Here is a 20,292-nt window from a genome sequence, read left to right as displayed (position 1 = left end):
CGGCGGCGTCCGGTCGGCTGTCACCCAGGGCGGGTGGCGGAACGATCCGTCCGGACGGCACGACGGTAGGTGTGTGACCGTTTCGTGACAAGTGAGCCCGTGCCGATTGTGGAGTTCCGCACGTTCGTCACCGGGACACGCCCTGAGCACGCTCACAACCGGTTACCGGACGGTTGCGTCCGGACCGGTGGGCCAGGATGCCGGGATGAGCTACGACGTGGTGGTGGTCGGCGGCGGGCACAACGGACTCGTGGCGGCGGCGTACCTGGCCCGGGCCGGCCGGTCGGTGCTCCTCCTCGAGCGCAGGGCGGCGCTCGGCGGGGCGGCGGTCAGCGAGGCGGTCTTCCCGGGGGTCGACGTCCGGCTCTCGGCCTACTCCTACCTGGTCAGCCTGCTGCCCGACCGGGTCGTCGCCGACCTCGACCTGGGCGTCGAGCTGGCCGACCGGGCGGTCAGCTCGGCGACCCTGCTGGGCGACCGGGCGCTGCTGGTCGAGCGCGACCCCGGGCCGGCCACCGCGGCCTCCTTCCGGGCGCTCACCGGCTCGGACGCCGAGTGGGCCGGCTGGCAGCGCTTCTACGGCCGGCTCGCCACCCTGGCCGAGGACCTCTCCCCCACCCTGGTGCAGCCGTTGCCCTCCACCGCCGAGCTCGAGGGCCGGCTGCGCGACCGGCAGCTGTACCGCGACCTGGTCGAGCGCCCGCTGGCCGAGGTCGTCGCCGACCACCTCGACGCCGACGTCGCCCGCGGGGTGGCGCTGACCGACGGCCTGATCGGCACGTTCGCCGACGTGCACGCCGCCGACGGGCTGGCCGGCCGCTGCTTCCTGTACCACCTGGTCGGCAACGGCACGGGCCTGTGGCGGGTCCCGGTGGGCGGCATGGGCGCGGTGAGCGGCGCGATGGCCGACGCCGCCCGCCGGGCCGGGGCCGACCTGCGCACCCGGACGGCGGTCACCGCCGTCGAGACCCGGGCCGACGGCGTCACGGTGCACTGGACCGACGACGAGGGGACGGCGCACGCCGCGGACGCCGCCCACGTGGTGGCCGGCTGCGCCCCCGCTGTGCTGGACGAACTGACCGGCGCCGCGCCCGCGCCCCGACCGGTGGGCGCCCAGCTGAAGGTCAACATGGTGCTGACCCGGCTGCCCCGGCCGCGCTCGGGCCTGGACCCGGCGGTGGCCTTCGGCGGCACCTGCCACGTCGACGAGGCCGCGTCGCAGATCGACGCCGCCTACGCCGACGCCGCGGCCGGACGGCTGCCGGGCACCATCCCGTTCGAGGTCTACTGCCACTCCCTCACCGACCCGTCGATCACCGGCGGCACCGGGCTGCACACGCTCACGCTGTTCGGGCTGCACACCCCGGCGACGCTGTTCACCGCCGACCCGGTGGGCGCCCGCGAGGAGGCGGTGCGCCGGGTGGTGGCCCAGCTCGACGCCCAGCTCGAGGAGCCGCTGGCCGACTGCCTGGCGACCGACGCCGACGGCCGCCCGTGCCTGCAGGCGGCGTCCCCGCTGGACGTCGAGGCGTCGCTGGCCATGCCGGGCGGGCACATCTTCCACGGCGACCTCAGCTGGCCGGTGGCGAGCGAGGCGCACCCGGCGGGCACCTGGGGTGCGGCGACCGCCCACCCGCGCGTGGTGTCGGCGTCCTCGGGCGGCACGGTGCGCGGCGGGGCGGTCAGCGGCCTCGGCGGCTACGCCGCGGCCCGGCATCTGCTGGGATGAGCCCGTGGAGACGACCGGCGCAGTGCTGCGCGGCGAGGGTGACCAGTACGAGCTCGTGACGCTGCAGGTCGGCGACCCGGGCCCCGGCGAGGTGCTGGTGGAGATGGCCTACGCCGGCCTGTGCCACTCCGACGAGCACCTGCGGCACTCCAACGCCGGTGGCCGCTACCCGATCGTCGGCGGCCACGAGGGGTCCGGGGTCGTGCTGGCGGTCGGGGCGGGGGTGACCCGGGTGGCCCCCGGAGACCACGTCGTGGCCAGCTTCCTGCCCGCCTGCGGCACCTGCCGGTGGTGCGCCTCGGGCCGGTCCAACCTGTGCAACCTGGGCGCCACCATCGGCACGGGCCAGCTGCCCACCGGCACCTGGCCGTTCCGGCTGGACGGCGAGGAGCTGGGCGCGTTCTGCATGGTCGGCGCGTTCGCCCGGCACTCGCTGCTGCACGAGGCGTCGGTGATCAGGATCCACCCGTGGCTGCCGCTGGACACCGCGGCCCTCATGGCGTGCAGCGTGCCCACCGGCTGGGGCTCGGCGGTGTACGCCGGCGGCACGCGGCCCGGCGACACCGTGGTCGTGGTCGGCTGCGGCGGGGTGGGGGCCAACGCGGTGCAGGGCGCGGTGCACGCCGGCGCCTCGCACGTCGTCGCCGTCGACCCGGTGGCCTTCCGGCGCGAGTTCGCGCTGACCGTCGGGGCGACCCACGCGGTGGGGACGTCGAAGGAGGCCGCGGCGCTGGCCCGCGAGCTGACCTGGGGCAACGGCGCCGACGTCGTCGTCCTCGCACTCGGGTCGACCGACGCCGAGAGCACCCGGCTGGCCGCCCGCTGCCTGGGCAAGGGCGGCACCCTCGTGCTCACCGCGCTGGCCGACGTCGCCTCCGACGTCACGCTGTCGCTGCAGGGCAACGGGGTGACCGCCTACGAGCACCGTATCCAGGGCGCGCTGTTCGGCAGCTGCAACGCCCACCGCGACGTCCCGATGCTGCTGCGGCTGGCCGAGGAGGGGAAGCTCGAGCTCGACCGCCTGGTCACCCGGCGGTACTCCCTGGACCAGCTGCACCAGGGCTTCGCCGACCAGGCCGCCGGCGAGACCATCCGCGGCCTCCTGGTCCACGGGGGCTGACTCCCCGCGCCGCAGCGCACCCACCGCCCGGGTGCGCCGCCGCGCGGGTCGCGACGCCGAACAGGCCCCGTGGGAGCGCAGCACGTCGTGGGTGCGCGCCCAGGCTGCTCCCGAGGACGCGCGGGCCGCACCTGCGCGCACCCGGCGGCCCGGTCAGCCCGGCGACCCACCGACCCGGTCAGCCCGGCGACCCACCGACCCGGTCAGCCCGCGGCACGGGTTCGGACGGCGGCGGCGCCCGCGGGGTGGTGGAGTGGGCCCGGTGACCCGCTGGCGCGCCGAGGCGATGTTCCTCGTGGGGTCGGTGCGGCGCGGGATGCGCGGTCGCGACCTGTCGCTCATCGCCGCCGGGCTCACGTTCTACGCAGGCATCTCCGTCGTCCCCCTGCTGCTGCTCGCCCTGGCGCTGGCCTCGGTCATCACCTCACCGGGCACGGTGCGCGGGTACCTCGACCAGCTCGGCGAGGTGCTGCCCGGCGAGCTCGGCGCCCCCGACGCCCTGGCCGCCCTCGCCGACGCCGGCACGACGATGACGCTGCTCGGCGGGCTGCTGGCCCTGCTGCCCATGACGTTCTGGGGCGAGGGGCTGCGCCGGGCCCTGCTGCGCTTCACCCCGCGCGAGGACACCTACACCGGGTGGCGGGGCCGGCTGGCCGTCGTCCCGCTGCTGGTGGTCGCCCCGTTCCTGCTGCTCGCGGCGCTCATGGTGGTGCCGGTGCTGGCCGACCTGCAGGCCACCGGGGGGTTCTGGGGCACGGTGGCGTTGATCGCGGTCGGCTTCTACTCGGTGCTGTTCGCCCTGGTCGGGCCCCTGGTGTGGGGGTTCCGCGTCGTCGCGGCCGGGGAGCTGGGTTGGCGGGCGATCGGCGTCGGCGCGTTCTTCACCGCAGCCTCGCTGGCCGGCTTCCTGCAGGGCTTCGTGCTGTTCCTGCGGCTCCCGCTGTCGATCGGGGCGCCGTTCGGCGGGCTCGACGTCGTCGGCGGGGTGGTGGCGCTGGGGCTGTGGCTGTTCCTGCTGCACCTCGTGGTCATCGCCGGCTGGCTGCTCACGCAGGCACTGGCCGAGCGGTTCTCAGCGGGCCGGCGGTAGCAGCCCCGCCCGGCGGGCGGCGTGCACGGCGGCGGTGCGGTTGCCGACGTCGAGCCTCCTCATGGCCGAGCGCAGGTAGGCCTTGACCGTCTCGGGGGCCAGGCCCAGCCGGCCGGCGATCTCGGCGTTGCCGGCCCCGAGCTCGACCAGGGCCAGCACCTGCACCTCGCGCGGGGCCAGCGCGACGGCCGGACCCGACGGTGCGGGCGCGGTCAACCCGCCGTGGATGGCCCGCAACCGGGCCCGCAGCACCGGGTCACCGGTCTCCTCCACCAGCCGGGCCAGGTCGGCCAGCGCCGCGGACGCCGGGTCGGGGGCGGTGCCCGGCCCGGCGAGGTCGTCGGCGAGCTGGTCGGCCACCGCCGCCATCGTCCGCAGCGCGCGGTCGCCCACCGGCCGGGCCTCGCGGTCGGCGGCGTAGAGCACCGCCCGCACCCGACCGTCGGCCAGCACCGGCACCGCCGCGACCGACGCCAGCCGCTCGGCGTCGACCACCACCCGGTCGAACTCGTGCGTGATGGTCGGTGTGCCCGCGTAGTCGGCGACCCGCTGCGGCGCGGCCTGCGCCAGCACCCGACCACCCAGCCCCCGCCCGGTGGGCACCGAGAGCCCGGCCAGCTCGCGGCCCCGGGTGCCGGCCAGCCGGGTGAGCAGCAACCGCGCCCCGCCCGGGGGGACGACGCCCGCGAACGCCACCGGCAGCCCGGTCCCCGACCGCAGCCGGCGCAGGGACCCCGGGAGCAGCCGGTCGAGGACGTCGTCCACCGCGCTCAGGTCCGGTCCGCCGACCGCAGCTGGTCGTCCCGGAACTCGCGCTCGCTGCCGGTCCCGGCGATCTCGACCTCGCGGTCGCGCAGCTCCACGCGGCGGATCTTGCCCGAGATGGTCTTGGGCAGGTCGAAGAACTCGATGCGGCGCACCCGCTGGTAGGGGTTCAGGTGCTTGCGGGCGTACCGCAGGATCGACAGCGCCGTCTCCTCGGTGGGCTCGTACCCGGGCGCGAGCGCCACGTAGGCCTTGGGCACGGCCAGCCGGACGGCGTCGGGCGCCGGCACGACGGCCGCCTCGGCGACGGCCGGGTGCTCGATGAGCACCGACTCGAGCTCGAACGGGCTGATCTTGTAGTCGCTGGCCTTGAACACGTCGTCGGTGCGCCCGATGAACGTGATGTAGCCGTCCTCGTCGACGCTCGCGACGTCCCCGGTGTGGTAGTACCCGCCGGCCATGGCCTCGGCGTTCTTCGCCGGGTCGCCCTGGTAGCCGGTCATCAGCGGCAGCGGGGCGGCCGCCAGGTCCAGGCAGATCTCGCCCTCCCCCGGGCCGGTCAGCCGCTCCCCGCTGACCGGGTCGACCAGGACGACGGGGACGCCGGGCAGCGGGCGCCCCATCGAGCCCGGCCGCACCTCCGACCCGGGTGTGTTGCCCACCTGTGCGGTGGTCTCGGTCTGCCCGTAGCCGTCCCGGATCGTCAGCCCCCACGCGCGGCGCACCTGCTCGATGACCTCGGGGTTCAGCGGCTCGCCGGCGCCGATGAGCTCGCGCAGCTCGCCCGGACCGCCGGAGAGGTCGGCGTTGATGAGCATTCGCCAGACCGTGGGCGGGGCGCAGAAGGTGGTGACCCGGTGCTCGCGCAACCGCTCGAGCAGCGACGCGGCGTCGAACTTCGAGTAGTCGAGGACGACGACGGTGCCCTCGGCGATCCACGGGGCGAAGAAGCACGACCAGGCGTGCTTGGCCCACCCCGGCGAGGAGATGTTCAGGTGCACGTCGCCGGGCTGCAGGCCCAGCCAGTACGTGGTCGAGAGGTGACCCACCGGGTAGCTGACCTGGGTGTGCTCGACCAGCTTGGGCCGCGAGGTGGTGCCCGAGGTGAAGTACAGCAGCAGCGGGTCACCGGGCGCGGTGCCCGGGTGCTCGACCGGGGCGTGCGGGCGGTCGGCGGCCTCGTGCAGGTCGGCCCAGCCCTCGGCCGCGCCCACGGAGATCCGCGTGCACTCGCCGGGGACGTCGGCGAACTTCGCGACGTCGGCGGCGTTGCAGATGACGTGCCGGGCACCGGTGCGGCTGATCCGGTCGCCGAGGTCGGCCGGCCCGACCGCGGTGGTGGTCGGCATGATCACCGCACCGAGCTTCATCACCGCGAGCATCGACTCCCAGAGCTCGACCTGGTTGCCGAGCATGACCACGACCGGGTCGCCGCGGCGCACCCCGCGCTCGGCCAGCCAGCCGGCCAGCTGGTCGGAGCTGCGCGAGAGCTCGGCGTAGCTGCGCTCGGTGGCGGTGCCGTCGGCGGCCAGGACCAGCAGCGCCGTGCGGTCGACCTCGCGGGCGACGACGTCGAACCAGTCGACCGCCCAGTTGAACCGCTCGCCCAGCTGCGGCCAGGCGAACTCGGCCCGCGCCCGCTCGTGGTCCCCCCGCAGCGCCAGCAGCTGGTCCCGGGCCGCCCGGTAGGCATCGGTCGCGGTCTCCGTGCTCGCGGTCATAACGCACCCCTGTCGCGCTCGCCGGGCGCGCCGGTGCGCCCGCGGGGCTGCATGATCGCCCGCCCGTCGGCACCCCCGGCACCCCCGTGCGCGGGTAGCGCGGCCCGCGCCCGCTGCACCACCGGCGCCACCGACCCCGGCAGCAGCGGGCCGACCGGCGGCAGCACGTCGACGGTGACGCCCTCGGCCAGCCGGTAGGGCCGGGTCGCCAGCAGCGGGCCGACCGCGCGGCGCAGCCGGGACACCTCCGCGCGCACGGTGACCGTGCGGGAGGGGTCGGCGAACAGGTCCTCGGCCAGCTCGGCCGCCGTCCGCCCGCCGGGCGCACCGGCGACCGCCAGCAGGATCTCGGCGTGCCGCAGGCCCAGGACGTCGGTCCAGGACCCCGACCCGGCGGTCACCCGCAACCGCGGGCGGTCGCCGGACAGGTCCAGGACGGCGTGCGTGGCCACCCCGGCGGCGTCCTCGTCGTCCACCCGCACGAGCCACCCTCCGGGCACCGGCTCGACGCGGCACGGGCCCAGGCCGGGCAGCACCGGCCGGCCGCCGTCCAGGTCCGCCGGGAGCACCACCCGCGCCGGCCCGGCGAACCCGGTGGCCGCGGCCGTGGTGCCGTCGGGGGCCAGCACCAGGGCCCGGCCGTCGAGCCGGGCCAGCAGCGGGCCGGCCACCCGGCGCAGCTGCTCCAGCGTGCGGTCGTGCGCGGCCCGCACCTCGTGCTCGGCCAGCGCCGCCACGGCCGAGACCAGGGCCAGCGCGCCGGGGTGCGCGGTGCGCGCCGGGCCGAAGAGGTCGACGACGCCCAGCAGGCCGCCGCCCACCGGGTCGCGCAGCGGGGCGGCGGCACAGGTCCACTGCTGGTGGCCGTCGACGTAGTGCTCGCCGCCGTGCACACCCACGGGGGTGCCCAGCACCAGGCAGGTGCCGATCGCGTTGGTGCCGACGGCGGGCTCGTCCCACGCCGCGCCGGTCACGAAGCCCAGCCCGTCGGCGCGGCGGCGCACCTCGGGGGCCCCGCCCTGCCAGAGCACCCGGCCGTCGACGCCGGTCACCACGACCAGCTGGCCGCAGGCCCGGGCCACCGGTTCGAGCCGCTCGCGCAGCACCGGGATCATCGGCGCCAGCGGGCCCGCGCCCACCCGGCGGGCCACCTCGGCGTCGGGCAGCACCGCGGGTGCCGGACCCCCGCCCGGGTCGACCCCGGCGGCGGCCACCCGCCGCCACGACGCGTCGATCAGGGGCCGGGCCACGACCCCAGCCTGTGACGTGGACCACGATCTGCGCAACCCTCTGCAACCCTGCCGCAGCGTCGTGCACGGGTGTCGCATGGACCCGGGGACGGCGACGAGGCCGCCCCGAGCGAGGAGGCACCCGCATGACCCAGACCCTCGAACGCCCCACCGACACCCCGGCCGGCCGGGTCGAGGCGTGGCTGCAGGCCTTCCAGGCCGCGCTCACCGCCCGCGACGTGGACGCCGCGGTCGAGCTGTTCGCCCCGACCTGCTTCTGGCGGGACCTGGTCGCGTTCACCTGGAACATCACCACCGCCGAGGGCCGCGACGCCGTCCGCGAGCGGTTGACCGAGGTGCTCGACCGCGTCGACCCCACCGGCTTCCGGGTGACCGAGGGCGAGGAGCCCACCGGCGCGGACGGCGTCGACGAGGCGTGGCTCCACTTCGAGACCGCCGTCGGGCGCGGGCGCGGCCATCTGCGGCTCCAGGACGGCAAGGCCTGGACGTTGCTCACCACCCTGTACGAGCTGACCGGCCACGAGGAGAAGGCGGGCCGCGACCGGCCGATGGGCGCCGAGCACGGGGCGAACAAGGACCGGCAGACCTGGCTGGAGCGCCGGGACGCGGAGGCCGCCGAGCTGGGGTACACGCAGCAGCCGTACGTGCTGGTCATCGGCGGGGGTCAGGGGGGCATCGCCCTCGGCGCCCGGCTGCGGCAGCTCGACGTCCCCACGATCGTGGTCGACAAGCACGCCCGGCCCGGCGACCAGTGGCGCAGCCGCTACAAGTCCCTCTGCCTGCACGACCCGGTCTGGTACGACCACCTGCCCTACCTGCCGTTCCCGGAGAACTGGCCGGTGTTCGCGCCGAAGGACAAGATCGGCGACTGGCTGGAGATGTACGTGAAGGTCATGGAGCTGAACTACTGGAGCTCCACCACGGTCGAGTCGGCGTCGTTCGACGAGGCGGCCGGGACCTGGAGCGTCGAGGTCGTGCGGGACGGCGAGCGGCTGACGCTGCACCCCACCCAGCTGGTGTTCGCCACCGGCATGAGCGGCAAGGCCCGCATGCCGAGCTTCCCCGGGATGGACCGGTTCCGCGGCGAGCAGCAGCACTCGTCCCAGCACCCGGGCCCGGAGGCCTACCGGGGGAAGAAGGTGGTGGTCGTCGGGTCGAACAACTCGGCGCACGACATCTGCGCCGCGCTGTGGGAGCACGGCGCCGACGTCACGATGGTGCAGCGCAGCTCGACGCACATCGTCACCAGCGCCTCGCTGCTGGGCACGATGGAGGGCCTGTACTCCGAGAGCGCCGTGGCGAACGGGATGACCACGCACAAGGCCGACCTGACCTTCGCTTCCCTGCCCTACCGGATCATGGGCGAGTTCCAGAAGCCGCTCTACGACCAGATCCGCATCGACGACGCCGAGTTCTACGCCCGGCTGGAGAAGGCCGGTTTCCAGCTCGACTTCGGCGACGACGACTCGGGGCTGTTCCTGAAGTACCTGCGCCGGGGCTCGGGCTACTACATCGACGTGGGGGCCTCCGAGCTCATCGCGGACGGGTCGGTGACGCTCGTCGGCGGTCAGGTGCGCGAGCTGACCGAGGACGCCGTCGTGACCGATGACGGCACCGAGCTGCCCGCCGACCTGGTCGTCTACGCCACCGGCTACGACTCGATGAACGGCTGGGTCGCCGACCTGGTCGACCAGCAGACCGCCGACCGGCTGGGCAAGGTCTGGGGCCTCGGGTCGGACACGACCAAGGACCCGGGCCCGTGGGAGGGCGAGCAGCGCAACATGTGGAAGCCCACCGCCGTCCCGCAGCTGTGGATGCACGGCGGCAACCTGCACCAGTCCCGGCACTACTCCCTGTACCTGGCCCTGCAGCTCAAGGCCCGGTACGAGGGCATCCCCACGCCGGTGAGCGAGCCGGCCGCCGTCCACCACACGAGCTGAGGGGCGCGCCCCACGGCGGCATGGGAGCCCATGCACCCGGTGACGACGCCGGTGACCGGGTGCCTGGGCTCCCATGCCTGCCCGGGGCGGCTCAGGCGACGGGTTGCCCCGGGACGGACGGCGGGCCAGCGCCCGGCGGGGCAGGTGGCGCAGGGCCTGGAGCCGGGGCCGGGGCCGGGGCGGGTTCGGGCGCCGGCGGCGGCTGAGGCTGCGGCCGCGGGGCGGGCGGGGTGTAGGCCGAGCCGTTGCTGACCCGGATGGTGACGACCTGGCCGACCACCGCGCGACCGCCGGCCGGCGGGCTGGTGCCCAGCAGGGCGCCGGCCGGGCGGTCGCCGTCCACGGTCACCGTCCGCGGCACGAAACCGGCCCCGGCGAGGACGCTGCGGCACGCCGACACCGACTGGCAGCCGGGCACCGGTCGGGTGTTGCCGTTGACGACGGCGGGGTCGGCCGGCGGGAACTCACCGCTGCCGCGGGCGTCGAGCACCGGCGCCATCGCCGCGCGCCAGATGGTGGCCGGTTTGTTGCCGCCGAAGCCGCCGACGTCCTGGTTCTGCTTGGGGTTGAGCACCATGACGCTGGCCGCGATCTCGGGCGTGTAGCCGACGAAGGCGGCCGAGAAGTTGTCCTGGGAGGTCCCGGTCTTGCCGGCGATCTGGTGGCCGGGGACGTAGGCCCGCGACCCGGTCTGGCCCGGGTTCCCGGGCTCGACGTCGCGGCGCAGGATCTGGTTCACGGTGGTGGCCACCCCCGGTGGGATGGCCTCGGGCGTGCACTGGTCACCGCGCACGACGGGCTGGCCGTCGGCGCCCAGCAGCGGCTGGCCGAACCGGTCGAGCACCGCGGTGACCGGGGTGACCAGGCAGCGGGTGCCGCTGGCCGCGAAGGTCGAGTAGGCGCTGGCCAGCGCGAGCGGGCTGGTCTCCTCGGCGCCGAAGGTGAACGAACCGCGGTTCTCGTCGATGATCTGCTGCGCCAGGCCCGGGCGGCTGAACTGGAACAGCCCGGCCGCCTCGGCCATACGCACCGGCTCCTCGACGCTGCCGAGGGCGTCCTCCAGCGCGAGGAAGTAGGTGTTGGAGGACTGGTAGAGCGCCGTGGACAGGTCGAGGGTGGCCGCGTACCGGCCCGCGTTCTCGACGTCGTAGGGCTCGGGTCCGTCGCGGTAGACCCGGGAGACGTAGGGGTCCGACGTCGTCAGCGTGTAGTACTGCGAGTACTGCCTGGCCAGCGCGGCCGCGGCGGTGAACACCTTGTAGGTCGACCCCGACCCCTGGCTGGCGGCGACGTTGAGGTTGTAGGACTCCTGCGCCGGGTCGGTGACGTCGTAGCCGAAGACGCGGTTGACGCTCATCGCCAGCAGGTGCCCGGTGCCCGGCTCCACGGCGGTGAACATCCCGGCCAGCGAGTCGCCCATGGGCAGGGTCTCGAGCACCGCGGCGTCCCCGGCGCGCTGCAGCTCGGGGTCCAGCGTGGTCTGCACGGTCAGGCCGTCGTGCTCGAGCTGCTCCTGGGTCAGGCCGAGGGTCTGGGTGAGGTAGCGCTGCACGAAGTCGCAGACGAAGGGCCCGACCGAGGCCTGCACGCACCCCCGCGGCGGAGGGGCGCCCAGGGTCAGCACGATGGGCTCGGCCTGCGCGGCGGCCACCTGGTCGGCCGGCACCATGCCCAGCTCGGCCATGCGGTCGAGCACCTGGTTGCGCCGGGTGGTCGCCGCCTCGGGGTTCACCGTGGGGTCGTCGTTGGTGGGGCTCTGGGCCAGCCCGGCGAGCATCGCGGCCTGCGGCAGCGAGAGGTCGACCGCGTCGACGGAGAAGTAGATGCGCGCGGCGGCCTGCACGCCGTAGGCGTTCTGCCCGAAGTACACGATGTTGAGGTACCGGGTGAGGATCTCGTCCTTGGAGTAGGTCTCCTCCAGCGCCAGGGCCAACCGGGCCTCGCGCAGCTTGCGGTCGATCGTCTGCTCGGTGGCGGCTGCGGCCTCCTCGGGCGTATCGGCGGTCTGCAGCAGCGTCTGCTTGACCAGCTGCTGGGTCAGCGTCGAGCCGCCCTCCCGCACGTCGCCGGCCACCAGGTTGGTGACCGCGGCGCGCAGCGTGCCCTGCACGTCGAGCCCGTTGTGGCTGTAGAACCTCGCGTCCTCGATGGCGACCATCGCCTGCTTCATGACGTCGGCGATGCGGTCGGCGGCGACCGGGGCGCGGTTCTCGTCGTAGAACCCCGTGATGGGCTCGCCGTCGGCCGCCAGCAGGACGGTGTTGCCCGCCGGGGTGCGGTCGGTCAGCTCGACCGGCAGCGTGTCCAGCAGGGACGCCGAGTTGCGCGCGGTCACCCCCAGGCCGCCGACCACCGGGAAGAGGACGGCGGCCACCAGGACCCCAGCCAGCACGACGGCGCCCAGCAGCTGGGCGAGCGTGCCGATCCGCCGGGCGGCGCTCATCTCGCACCCTTCTCGCAGGTCACCGGGCACCCACAGAACCAGAGCACGCCGACGTTCCACAACCGCCCGATCGGGCGCAGCCCGCCCCGGGGACGACGCACCGGGTGGCGCCCGGCCGTGCGCCGTAGTTCACTGGTGACCGGGAGGGGAGTACCCCCAGCGCGCTCCTGTCGTCAGTACGGCCCCGCGGTCGGGGCCCGGCGCAGCGGACCCGGCACCGGGTCGGGGGAGACCTCCGGTTGGTCACACCGACTGGAGGCTGCTCGTGGACGTCCCCCTCTGGCTGTGGATCGCCGTGCTCGGCGTCATCGTCGCCATGCTCGCGGTCGACCTGTTCGCCCACCGGCGGGCGCACGTCATCGGCGTGCGCGAGGCCGCGGTCTGGTCGGCGGTCTGGGTGCTGCTCGGCGTCGGCTTCGGCGCCTGGGTCTGGGTCACCTACGGCGCCGAGCTCGGCCAGCAGTACTACGCCGGCTACCTGATCGAGAAGTCCCTGGCCGTCGACAACGTCTTCGTCTGGGCGATCATCTTCACCTTCTTCGCGGTGCCCCGGGAGTACCAGCACCGGGTGCTGTTCTACGGCGTCCTGGGGGCGCTGGTGCTGCGCGGCGCGTTCATCGCCGGCGGTGCGGCGCTGATCGCCAACTTCGGCTGGGTGCTGTACCTGTTCGCGGCGTTCCTGCTGGTCACCGGGTACCGCATGCTCCGCCAGCGCGACGAGCACGTCGACCCCTCGACCTCCCGCACCCTGCGGCTGTTCCGGCGGCTGGTCCCGATGACCGACGCCTACCACGGCCAGCGGTTCCTGGTCCGGCGCGGCGGCGCCGTGCTCGCCACGCCGCTGCTGGCGGTCCTGGTGCTCGTCGAGGTCACCGACGTCGTGTTCGCCGTCGACTCGATCCCGGCCATCTTCGCCGTCACCGACGAGCCGTTCCTGGTGTTCACCGCCAACGCGTTCGCGATCCTGGGCCTGCGGGCGATGTACTTCCTGCTCGCCGACCTCATCCACCGCTTCGTCTACCTCAAGACCGGCCTGGCGCTGGTGCTGGTGTGGGTCGGCATCAAGATGGCGCTCAAGATCGACGTCTACTACGTGCCCACCACGGTCAGCCTGGCGGTCATCGCCACCATCCTGGGCGTCTCGGTCTGGGCGAGCCTGCGGGCCACCCGCGGCCAGGGTCGCCGCGCCGTGGAGGCACCGGCGGACCCGCCGTTCCGCCGGGCCACCGAGGAGGAGCTGGCCTCGGTGCAGCCGGTGTTCCGCCGGGCCGGCAGGCACGTCGAGACCTGACCGCAACGTGCGGGGTGCACCCTGGAGACCCGCACCGACCCCGAGGAGCACCCCGCATGCCGTCCCCGCGCACACGACCGCCCTGGACTGGCTGCGCGAAGCCGGCCTGGTGGGCGCCAAGGAGGGCTGCGCCGAGGGCGAGTGCGGCGCCTGCTCGGTGCTGGTCGCCCGGCCCGGGACGACGACACCCACCCGCTGGACGGCGCTCAACGCCTGCCTGGTGCCGGTGCTGGCGCTCGACGGCCAGGAGGTGGTGACCGCCGAGGGCCTGGGCACCCCCGACGACCTGCACCCCGTGCAGCAGGAGATGGCGGTGCGCGGCGGCTCGCAGTGCGGCTACTGCACCCCGGGCTTCGTCTGCTCGATGGCCGCGGAGTTCTACCGGCCCGGTCGCGCGCCCGGCGAGCCCACCGCCGAGCACGGCGCGAACGGCTTCGACCTGCACGCCCTCTCCGGCAACCTGTGCCGCTGCACCGGGTACCGGCCGATCCGCGACGCCGCCTACGCCCTGGCCTCCCCGAACGCCGACGACGCGCTGGCCGGCCGGCAGGACCGTCCCGCCCCCGCGCCCGCCACCACCGACGTCCCCGGGTTCACCCGCCCGGCGGACCTGGCCGAGGCGCTGCAGGTGCTCGCCGAGCACCCCGACGCCGTCGTCGTCGCCGGGTCCACCGACCACGGCGTGGAGGTCAACCTGCGCGGGCTGCGCGCCCCGCACGTGGTGGCGATCGACCGGCTGCCGGAGCTGCGCGGGGTCTCGGTGACCGACGACGTCGTCGAGATCGGCGCCGCCGTGACCCTGTCCGAGGTGGCCACCCGGCTCGACGGCGCCGTCCCGCTGCTGGACCTGCTGCTGCCCCAGTTCGCCTCGGTGCTGATCCGCAACGGCGCCACGCTCGGCGGCAACCTGGGCACCGGCTCCCCCATCGGCGACACCGCCCCCGGCCTGCTGGCCCTCGACGCCTCCCTGGTGCTGGTCTCGGCGGCCGGTGAGCGCGTGGTGCCGCTCGCCGACTACTTCACCGGCTACCGGCGCAGCGTGCGGACGGCGGGCGAGCTGATCCGCGCCGTCCGCATCCCGCAGCCGCAGCCCACCCTCGTCGGGTTCACCAAGATCGCCAAGCGCCGGTTCGACGACATCTCCAGCGTCGCGGTCGCCGTCGGCCTCGACGTGGTCGACGGGGTCGTCACGGCGGCCCGGATCGGGCTGGGCGGGGTGGCCGCCACCCCGATCCGCGCCCGCGCCACCGAGGAGGCCCTGGTCGGGGCCGCCTGGCCCGACGTCGCCGCGGCCGCCGACATGCTCGCCACCGAGGGCACCCCGCTGGACGACCACCGGGCCAGCGCCGCCTACCGCCGGGCGATGCTCCGGCAGTCCCTGCTCAAGATCGCTGCGTCGGAGGTGCCGGCATGAGCGCGTTGTCCGAACGTCCCCTCGGCGCCGTCGTCGGCGCCGCCGTCCCGCACGAGGCCGCCGCCCTGCACGTCACCGGCCGGGCGCTGTACACCGACGACCTGGTCGGCCGCACGGAGGGCGTGCTGCACGCCTGGCCGGTGCAGGTGCTCGCCGCGCACGCGCGGGTCACCGACGTCCGCACGCAGGCCGCGCTCGCCGTCCCCGGGGTCGTCCGGGTGCTCACCGCGGCCGACGTCCCGGGGGTGAACGACGCGGGCGTGAAGCACGACGAGCCGCTGTTCCCCGACGAGGTGATGTTCTACGGCCACGCGGTGGCCTGGGTGCTCGGCGAGACGCTGGAGGCCGCCCGGCTCGGCGCGGTCGCCGTCGAGGTGGACGTCGAGGAGCTGCCCGCCGTGGTCACGGTGCGCGACGCGGTGGCCGCGGGGTCCTTCCAGGGTGGGCAGCCCACCCTGCTGCGGGGCCCGGACGTCGAGGAGGCGCTGGCCGGGTCGGCGCACGTGTTCAGCGGCGAGTTCGAGTTCGCCGGCCAGGAGCACTTCTACCTGGAGACGCACTGCGCGCTGGCCCAGGTCGACGAGAACGGCCAGGTGTTCGTGCAGTCCAGCACCCAGCACCCCACCGAGACGCAGGAGATCGTCGCCCACGTGCTGGGCCTGGCCAGCAGCGAGGTCACCGTCCAGTGCCTGCGCATGGGCGGCGGGTTCGGCGGCAAGGAGATGCAGCCGCACGGCCTGGCCGCGATCGCCGCCCTGGGCGCGCGGTTGACCGGCCGACCGGTGCGGCTGCGGCTCAACCGCGCGCAGGACATCACGATGACCGGCAAGCGGCACGGGTTCCTGGCCCAGTGGCGGGTCGGGTTCGACGACGACGGCCGGCTCACCGCGCTGGACGCCACGCTCACCTCGGACGGCGGCTGGAGCCTGGACCTCTCCGAGCCGGTGCTCGCCCGGGCACTGTGCCACGTCGACAACGCGTACTGGATCCCCGCCGTCCGGGTGAACGGCCGGATCGCGAAGACCAACAAGACCTCGCAGACGGCGTTCCGCGGGTTCGGCGGGCCGCAGGGCATGCTGGTCATCGAGGACGTGCTGGGCCGCTGCGCCCCGACGCTGGGGTTCACCGCCGAGGAGCTGCGCCGCCGGAACTTCTACGCACCCGGCCAGGAGACGCCCTACGGCCAGCCCGTGCGGCACGCCGACCGGCTGCAGAAGGCCTGGCAGCAGGTGCTGGACTCCTCGGGCTTCCACGACCGGACCGCCGAGGTCGAGCAGTTCAACGCCGGGTCGATCCACGTGAAACGGGGTCTGGCGATCACCCCGGTCAAGTTCGGCATCTCGTTCAACTTCACCGCCTTCAACCAGGGCGGGGCACTGGTGCACGTCTACAAGGACGGGTCGGTGCTCATCACCCACGGCGGCACCGAGATGGGCCAGGGCCTGCACACGAAGATGCTGCAGGTCGCGGCCACCGCCCTCGGCGTCCCGCTGTCCCGGGTGCGGCTGGCGCCCACCCGCACCGACAAGGTGCCCAACACCTCGGCCACCGCGGCGAGCTCGGGTGCCGACCTCAACGGCGGCGCGGTGAAGAACGCCTGCGAGCAGATCCTGGCCCGGCTGGCGCAGGTCGCGGCCGAGCAGCTGCACGTGCCGGCCGCCGACGTCCGGTTCGTCGGGGGCCGGGTGCGCGGGCTGGACGCCGAGGGGCCCTCGGTGGCCTGGGAGGACGTCGTCCGGCTGGCCTACTTCTCGCGGGTGCAGCTGTGGGCGGCCGGCTTCTACCGCACCGAGGGCCTGCACTGGGACTCCGCGGCGATGCGCGGCGAGCCGTTCAAGTACTTCGCCTACGGGGTGGCCGCCGCCGAGGTCGAGGTCGACGGGTTCACCGGCGCCTACCGGGTGCGGCGGGTGGACATCGTGCACGACGTCGGCGACTCGCTGTCCCCGCTGGTCGACCTCGGCCAGGTCGAGGGCGGGTTCGTGCAGGGCGTGGGCTGGCTGACCCTGGAGGACCTCCGCTGGGACGCCACCACAGGCAAGATCACCACCTCGTCGGCGTCGACGTACAAGCTGCCGAGCTTCTCCGAGATGCCCGAGGACTTCCGGGTCTCGCTGCTGGACGCCGCGCACGAGGACGGTGCGGTCTACGGCTCCAAGGCCGTCGGGGAGCCCCCGCTGATGCTCGCGTTCTCGGTGCGCGAGGCGCTGCGGCAGGCCGCCGCCGCCTTCGGACCGGCCGGGCACACCGTCGACCTGGCCTCCCCCGCGACCCCCGAGGCGGTGTACTGGGCGGTCGAGGCGGCCCGGACCGCCGAGGGCGCGCACGTCGTCCCCGGTTCGGTCCCGCCGCCGGCCCCCGACGGCCCCCCGATCCGCCCGGAGTCCGAGCGCGTGCTGGGCCAGCTCTGATGCGGGCGAACCCCTGATGCGCTGGGACCGCGCCGTGCAGGCGCTGCGCGACCGCCGCGAGGCCGGCGTGCTGGTGACCGTGGCGACGGTGCGCGGGCACTCCCCGCGGGAGGCCGGCGCCAAGATGGTCGTCTCCGCGACGGCGCAGTACGGGACCGTCGGCGGCGGCAACCTCGAGGCGATCGCGGTCGAACGGGCCCGTGAGCTGCTGACCTCCGGCGGGGGCACCCAGGTCGTGGAGGTCGCCCTGTCGGACAAGGCGCCCTACCAGCACGGCGTGCAGTGCTGCGGCGGCGAGGTCGGGCTGCTGCTCGAGCCGCTGCCCGTCGTCCCGGCGGTCGCGGTGTTCGGGGTCGGGCACGTGGGCCTGGAGCTGGCCCGGATCCTGGCCCGGCACGACCTCGACCTGCACATGGTCGACAGCCGGCCCGCGCAGCTGACCCCCGAGCGGCTGGCGGTGCTCGACGACGCGCTGGCCGCGGTGCACGTGCACCAGGTGCCGGTGCTGCCCGAGCTGGTGCTGGCCGAGCTGCCGGCCGGGGCGCACGTGCTGGTGATGACGCACGACCACGCCGAGGACGCGGCGCTCTGCGACGCCGCCCTGCGCACGCCCGGGTTGGCCTCCATCGGGCTGATCGGGTCGGCCGGCAAGTGGGCGCGGTTCCGCCGCACGCTGGTCGCCGACGGCGCCCCGGACCCGGACCGCATCGTCTGCCCGATCGGGTTGCCGGAGCTCTCGGGCAAGGACCCCGCGGTGATCGCGGTCAGCGTCGCCGCTTCGCTGCTGGGGGCCTTCGCCCGCGTGGCCCCGTGACGCTGTACCGGGGCACGTTCCTGGACACCCCGGTCGCCGGGTCGCTGCGCACCCTCGACGGGGTCGTGCAGGTCGAGGACGGCGTGGTCGTGGCCCGCGGGCCCGCTGCGGACTTCCCCGCCGCGGACGTCGACCTGCGCGGGGGCGTCGTGCTGCCCGGGCTGGTGGACACCCACGTCCACTTCCCGCAGGTGCGGGCCATCGGCGGGCTGGGGATGCCGCTGCTGGACTGGCTCGACGAGTGCGCGCTGCCCGAGGAGTGCAAGCTTGCGGCGCCCGACTACGCCGCAGCGGTCGCGGCGGAGTTCGTCGACGGCCTGGCCCGTGCCGGGACGACGACCGCGTTGGTGTTCGGCTCGCACTTCGCCACAGCGGTGGACGCGCTGTTCACCGAGGCGGCGCGGGTCGGTCTGCGGGTGACGTCGGGCCTGGTGGTCAGCGACCTGCTGCTGCCCGACGAGCTGCTCACCTCGGCGTCCCGGGCGCTCGACGAGGGACGTGCGCTGGCCGAGACGTGGCACGGGGTCGGCCGGGCCCGGTACGCGGTGACGCCGCGGTTCTCGCTGTCGTGCTCGCCCGCGTTGCTCGAGTCGTGCGCATCGCTGCTCGCCGAGGTGGACGGCGCGCTCTTCACCTCGCACGTGAACGAGAACCTGGCCGAGGTGGCCGCGGTCGCGGAGCTGCACGGCGGCTACGTGGACAGCTACGACCGGTTCGGCCTGCTCGGACCTGGGTCGGTGCTGGCCCACGACGTGCACCCGACCGACGCGGAGCTCGCCGTCCTGGGGTCGCGCGGGACGGCGGTGGCGCACTGCCCGACCTCGAACGCGGCGCTGGGCAGCGGCCTGTTCCCGCTCCGCCGGCACCGGGCGGCCGGGGTGCGGGTTGCGCTGGGCTCGGACGTCGGCGCCGGCACCGGGTTCTGCCTGCTCAAGGAGGGGTTGCAGGCCTACTTCGGCCAGCGGCTGCTCGGCGGCGCCGGTGAGCCGCTGACGCCGGCGGACCTGCTGCACCTGGCCACCGCGGCGGGTGCGGATGCCCTGGGGCTGCCCGAGGTGGGCCACCTGTCGGTCGGCATGCGCTTCGACGCCGTGTGGGTCCGACCCGAACCCGGCTGCACGCTGGACGTCGCCCTGCGCACCGCCGCCGACCCCGACGCCGCCCTCGCCAAGGTCTTCGCCCTGGCCGGCCCGCCCGACCTGGCCGGCGTCTGGGTCGACGGCGACCGCATCCGCGGCTGATCAGGCGGGGCCGTTCGCGTCGAGGTTGGCACGAGGACGCGCAGCAGCAGGTCCGTACTGCGGCCCGCCGAGCACCCGCGGGTGCGGTCGACCACTGCTGGACGACGTCGTCGATCTCCTATGCCTGCTTGCTCGCACCCTCGTCGGCCACCCCGTCCGCCCTCACTGCTGCTCTCTGCACACACGACGCGATGGGTTCACCGGGAGGTGCGATCAACTGGGATCCTCTCGATCGTGGATGCCGACGACCTCCTGGACCGGGGCTGCGACCTCGCCGAGGCCGGGTTCCCGGAGGAGGCGGCGGCCTGCTTCGCACAGGCCGAACAGCTCGGGTCAGCGATCGGGGCGTTCAATCTGGGCAACACGTTGCCGGACCTCGGCCGACCGCACCTGGCGGTCGACGCCTACGAGCGCGCCGTGGCGGGCGGGGAGGACGACGCACGGCTGAACCTGGGCCTCGTGCTGGTCGAGCTCGGAGACGTCGCAGGCGGGACAGCGGTCCTCCGGCCTGCTCGTCCGGACGAACCGCCTCGACGAGGCGTTGGACGTGCTGCAGCGCGGCCTCGAACTCGGCGAGGTCGTGTGCATGCTTCCGCTGGGCAACCTGCAGTGGGAAGCGTTCGGCGACGTCGACGCCGCCGAGCTCGCCTACCGAGCAGGCGTCGCGGCGGGTGACATGAACTGCCGTACGAACCTCGGGTTGCTCCTCCTCGAGGAACGCGACGACCGCGTCGGCGCCGAGGTAGAGCTCAGGCGCGCGTCCGCCGACGGCGACGCGCTGGCGGACCAGCTGCTCAGCAAGCACTGGGGAGGCTGACCGAGCCGACGGACGCTCAGCTGCGGTCGAACAGGGGTGGGTCTGCGGTGTGCAGGTCGGGGAGTGGGTGGCCGCGGGTGTCGGTGAGGACGCCGGTGATGATCTCCCGGCCGCCGGGCCGGAACGTGCGCCAGTGCTTCTCGTCGGGGTCCCATCGCAGTGCGTAGCCGTGGTGGACCTGGGTGTGGTGGCGTTCGCACAGCAACGCGGTGTTCTCGAGGCTGGTGGCGCCGCCGTCGATCCAGT

The 20,292-nt window shown here is 74.7% G+C and carries 14 protein-coding genes and 2 pseudogenes; 11 read left to right on the top strand and 5 right to left on the bottom strand.

Features of this window, described 5'->3' with window-relative positions; all coding sequences use genetic code 11:
- Positions 1–205: 205 nt before the first annotated feature.
- From TEK04_RS15400 to TEK04_RS15390, 3 genes are all read left to right on the top strand, one after another.
- Positions 206–1,729 (top strand): phytoene desaturase family protein, encoded by a 1,524-nt coding sequence (locus TEK04_RS15400; protein ID WP_336405234.1) that lies wholly within the window; start codon positions 206–208, stop codon positions 1,727–1,729.
- 4 nt (positions 1,730–1,733) lie between these two features.
- A complete protein-coding gene (locus TEK04_RS15395; RefSeq protein ID WP_336405233.1) occupies positions 1,734–2,849 on the top strand; it encodes an NDMA-dependent alcohol dehydrogenase in 1,116 nt (371 codons plus the stop codon).
- 262 nt (positions 2,850–3,111) lie between these two features.
- Positions 3,112–3,939, top strand: coding sequence for a YhjD/YihY/BrkB family envelope integrity protein (locus TEK04_RS15390; protein WP_336405232.1), 828 nt, complete (start codon positions 3,112–3,114; stop codon positions 3,937–3,939).
- Here the strand turns inward: TEK04_RS15390 and TEK04_RS15385 are convergent.
- From TEK04_RS15385 to TEK04_RS15375, 3 genes are read right to left on the bottom strand one after another with little or no spacing between them, the layout of a single operon-like run.
- Positions 3,922–4,704 (bottom strand): helix-turn-helix transcriptional regulator, encoded by a 783-nt coding sequence (locus tag TEK04_RS15385; RefSeq protein WP_336405231.1) that lies wholly within the window; start codon positions 4,702–4,704, stop codon positions 3,922–3,924. The genes TEK04_RS15390 and TEK04_RS15385 overlap by 18 nt on opposite strands.
- Before the next feature lie 5 nt (positions 4,705–4,709).
- Positions 4,710–6,425: an AMP-binding protein gene (locus tag TEK04_RS15380; RefSeq protein ID WP_336405230.1), complete on the bottom strand. Its 1,716-nt coding sequence runs from the start codon at positions 6,423–6,425 to the stop codon at positions 4,710–4,712.
- Positions 6,422–7,675: a GAF domain-containing protein gene (locus TEK04_RS15375; RefSeq protein ID WP_336405229.1), complete on the bottom strand. Its 1,254-nt coding sequence runs from the start codon at positions 7,673–7,675 to the stop codon at positions 6,422–6,424. The genes TEK04_RS15380 and TEK04_RS15375 overlap by 4 nt, the downstream gene beginning before the upstream one ends.
- A 125-nt stretch (positions 7,676–7,800) precedes the next feature.
- Between TEK04_RS15375 and TEK04_RS15370 the strand changes: the two genes are divergently transcribed.
- Complete coding sequence (locus TEK04_RS15370; RefSeq protein ID WP_336405228.1) at positions 7,801–9,615, top strand: NAD(P)-binding domain-containing protein; 1,815 nt, start codon at positions 7,801–7,803, stop codon at positions 9,613–9,615.
- Positions 9,616–9,706: 91 nt separating this feature from the next.
- Here the strand turns inward: TEK04_RS15370 and TEK04_RS15365 are convergent, their stop codons facing one another.
- Entirely contained in the window at positions 9,707–12,058 is a 2,352-nt protein-coding gene (locus TEK04_RS15365) for a penicillin-binding protein (protein WP_336405227.1), read from the bottom strand.
- Between the two features lie 265 nt (positions 12,059–12,323).
- Here TEK04_RS15365 and TEK04_RS15360 point away from each other — a divergent pair, with 265 nt between their 5' ends.
- The 7 genes and pseudogenes from TEK04_RS15360 (at position 12,324) to TEK04_RS15330 (ending at position 20,046) form a co-directional block, all read left to right on the top strand.
- A complete protein-coding gene (locus tag TEK04_RS15360; protein WP_336405226.1) occupies positions 12,324–13,349 on the top strand; it encodes a TerC family protein in 1,026 nt (341 codons plus the stop codon).
- Positions 13,350–13,356: 7 nt separating this feature from the next.
- Positions 13,357–14,763 carry a xanthine dehydrogenase small subunit gene (locus TEK04_RS15355; protein WP_336405225.1) on the top strand — a complete coding sequence of 469 codons (1,407 nt, stop codon included), beginning with the start codon at positions 13,357–13,359 and terminating at the stop codon, positions 14,761–14,763.
- Positions 14,760–17,174, top strand: coding sequence for a xanthine dehydrogenase molybdopterin binding subunit (gene xdhB / locus TEK04_RS15350; RefSeq protein WP_336405224.1), 2,415 nt, complete (start codon positions 14,760–14,762; stop codon positions 17,172–17,174). Before TEK04_RS15355 ends, xdhB begins: the two co-directional genes overlap by 4 nt.
- Positions 17,175–17,190: 16 nt before the next feature.
- A complete protein-coding gene (gene xdhC / locus TEK04_RS15345; protein WP_336405223.1) occupies positions 17,191–17,988 on the top strand; it encodes a xanthine dehydrogenase accessory protein XdhC in 798 nt (265 codons plus the stop codon).
- The gene (locus tag TEK04_RS15340; protein WP_336405222.1) at positions 17,985–19,229 is read left to right on the top strand and encodes a guanine deaminase; all 1,245 of its coding nucleotides are present in this window, start codon (positions 17,985–17,987) and stop codon (positions 19,227–19,229) included. Before xdhC ends, TEK04_RS15340 begins: the two co-directional genes overlap by 4 nt.
- Before the next feature lie 120 nt (positions 19,230–19,349).
- Positions 19,350–19,706 (top strand): annotated as a pseudogene (locus tag TEK04_RS15335) (tetratricopeptide repeat protein); the annotation flags it as partial.
- Between the two features lie 64 nt (positions 19,707–19,770).
- Complete coding sequence (locus TEK04_RS15330; RefSeq protein WP_336405312.1) at positions 19,771–20,046, top strand: hypothetical protein; 276 nt, start codon at positions 19,771–19,773, stop codon at positions 20,044–20,046.
- A gap of 16 nt (positions 20,047–20,062) precedes the next feature.
- On the opposite strand, the pseudogene TEK04_RS15325 reads toward TEK04_RS15330, so the two are convergent.
- Positions 20,063–20,292 (bottom strand): annotated as a pseudogene (locus TEK04_RS15325) (hypothetical protein); the annotation flags it as partial.

Origin of the sequence: Klenkia sesuvii (genome assembly GCF_037083825.1) — a bacterium.
Classification (GTDB): Bacteria; Actinomycetota; Actinomycetes; order Mycobacteriales; family Geodermatophilaceae; genus Klenkia; species Klenkia sesuvii.
This window is presented reverse-complemented; position numbering and strand designations above follow the sequence as displayed.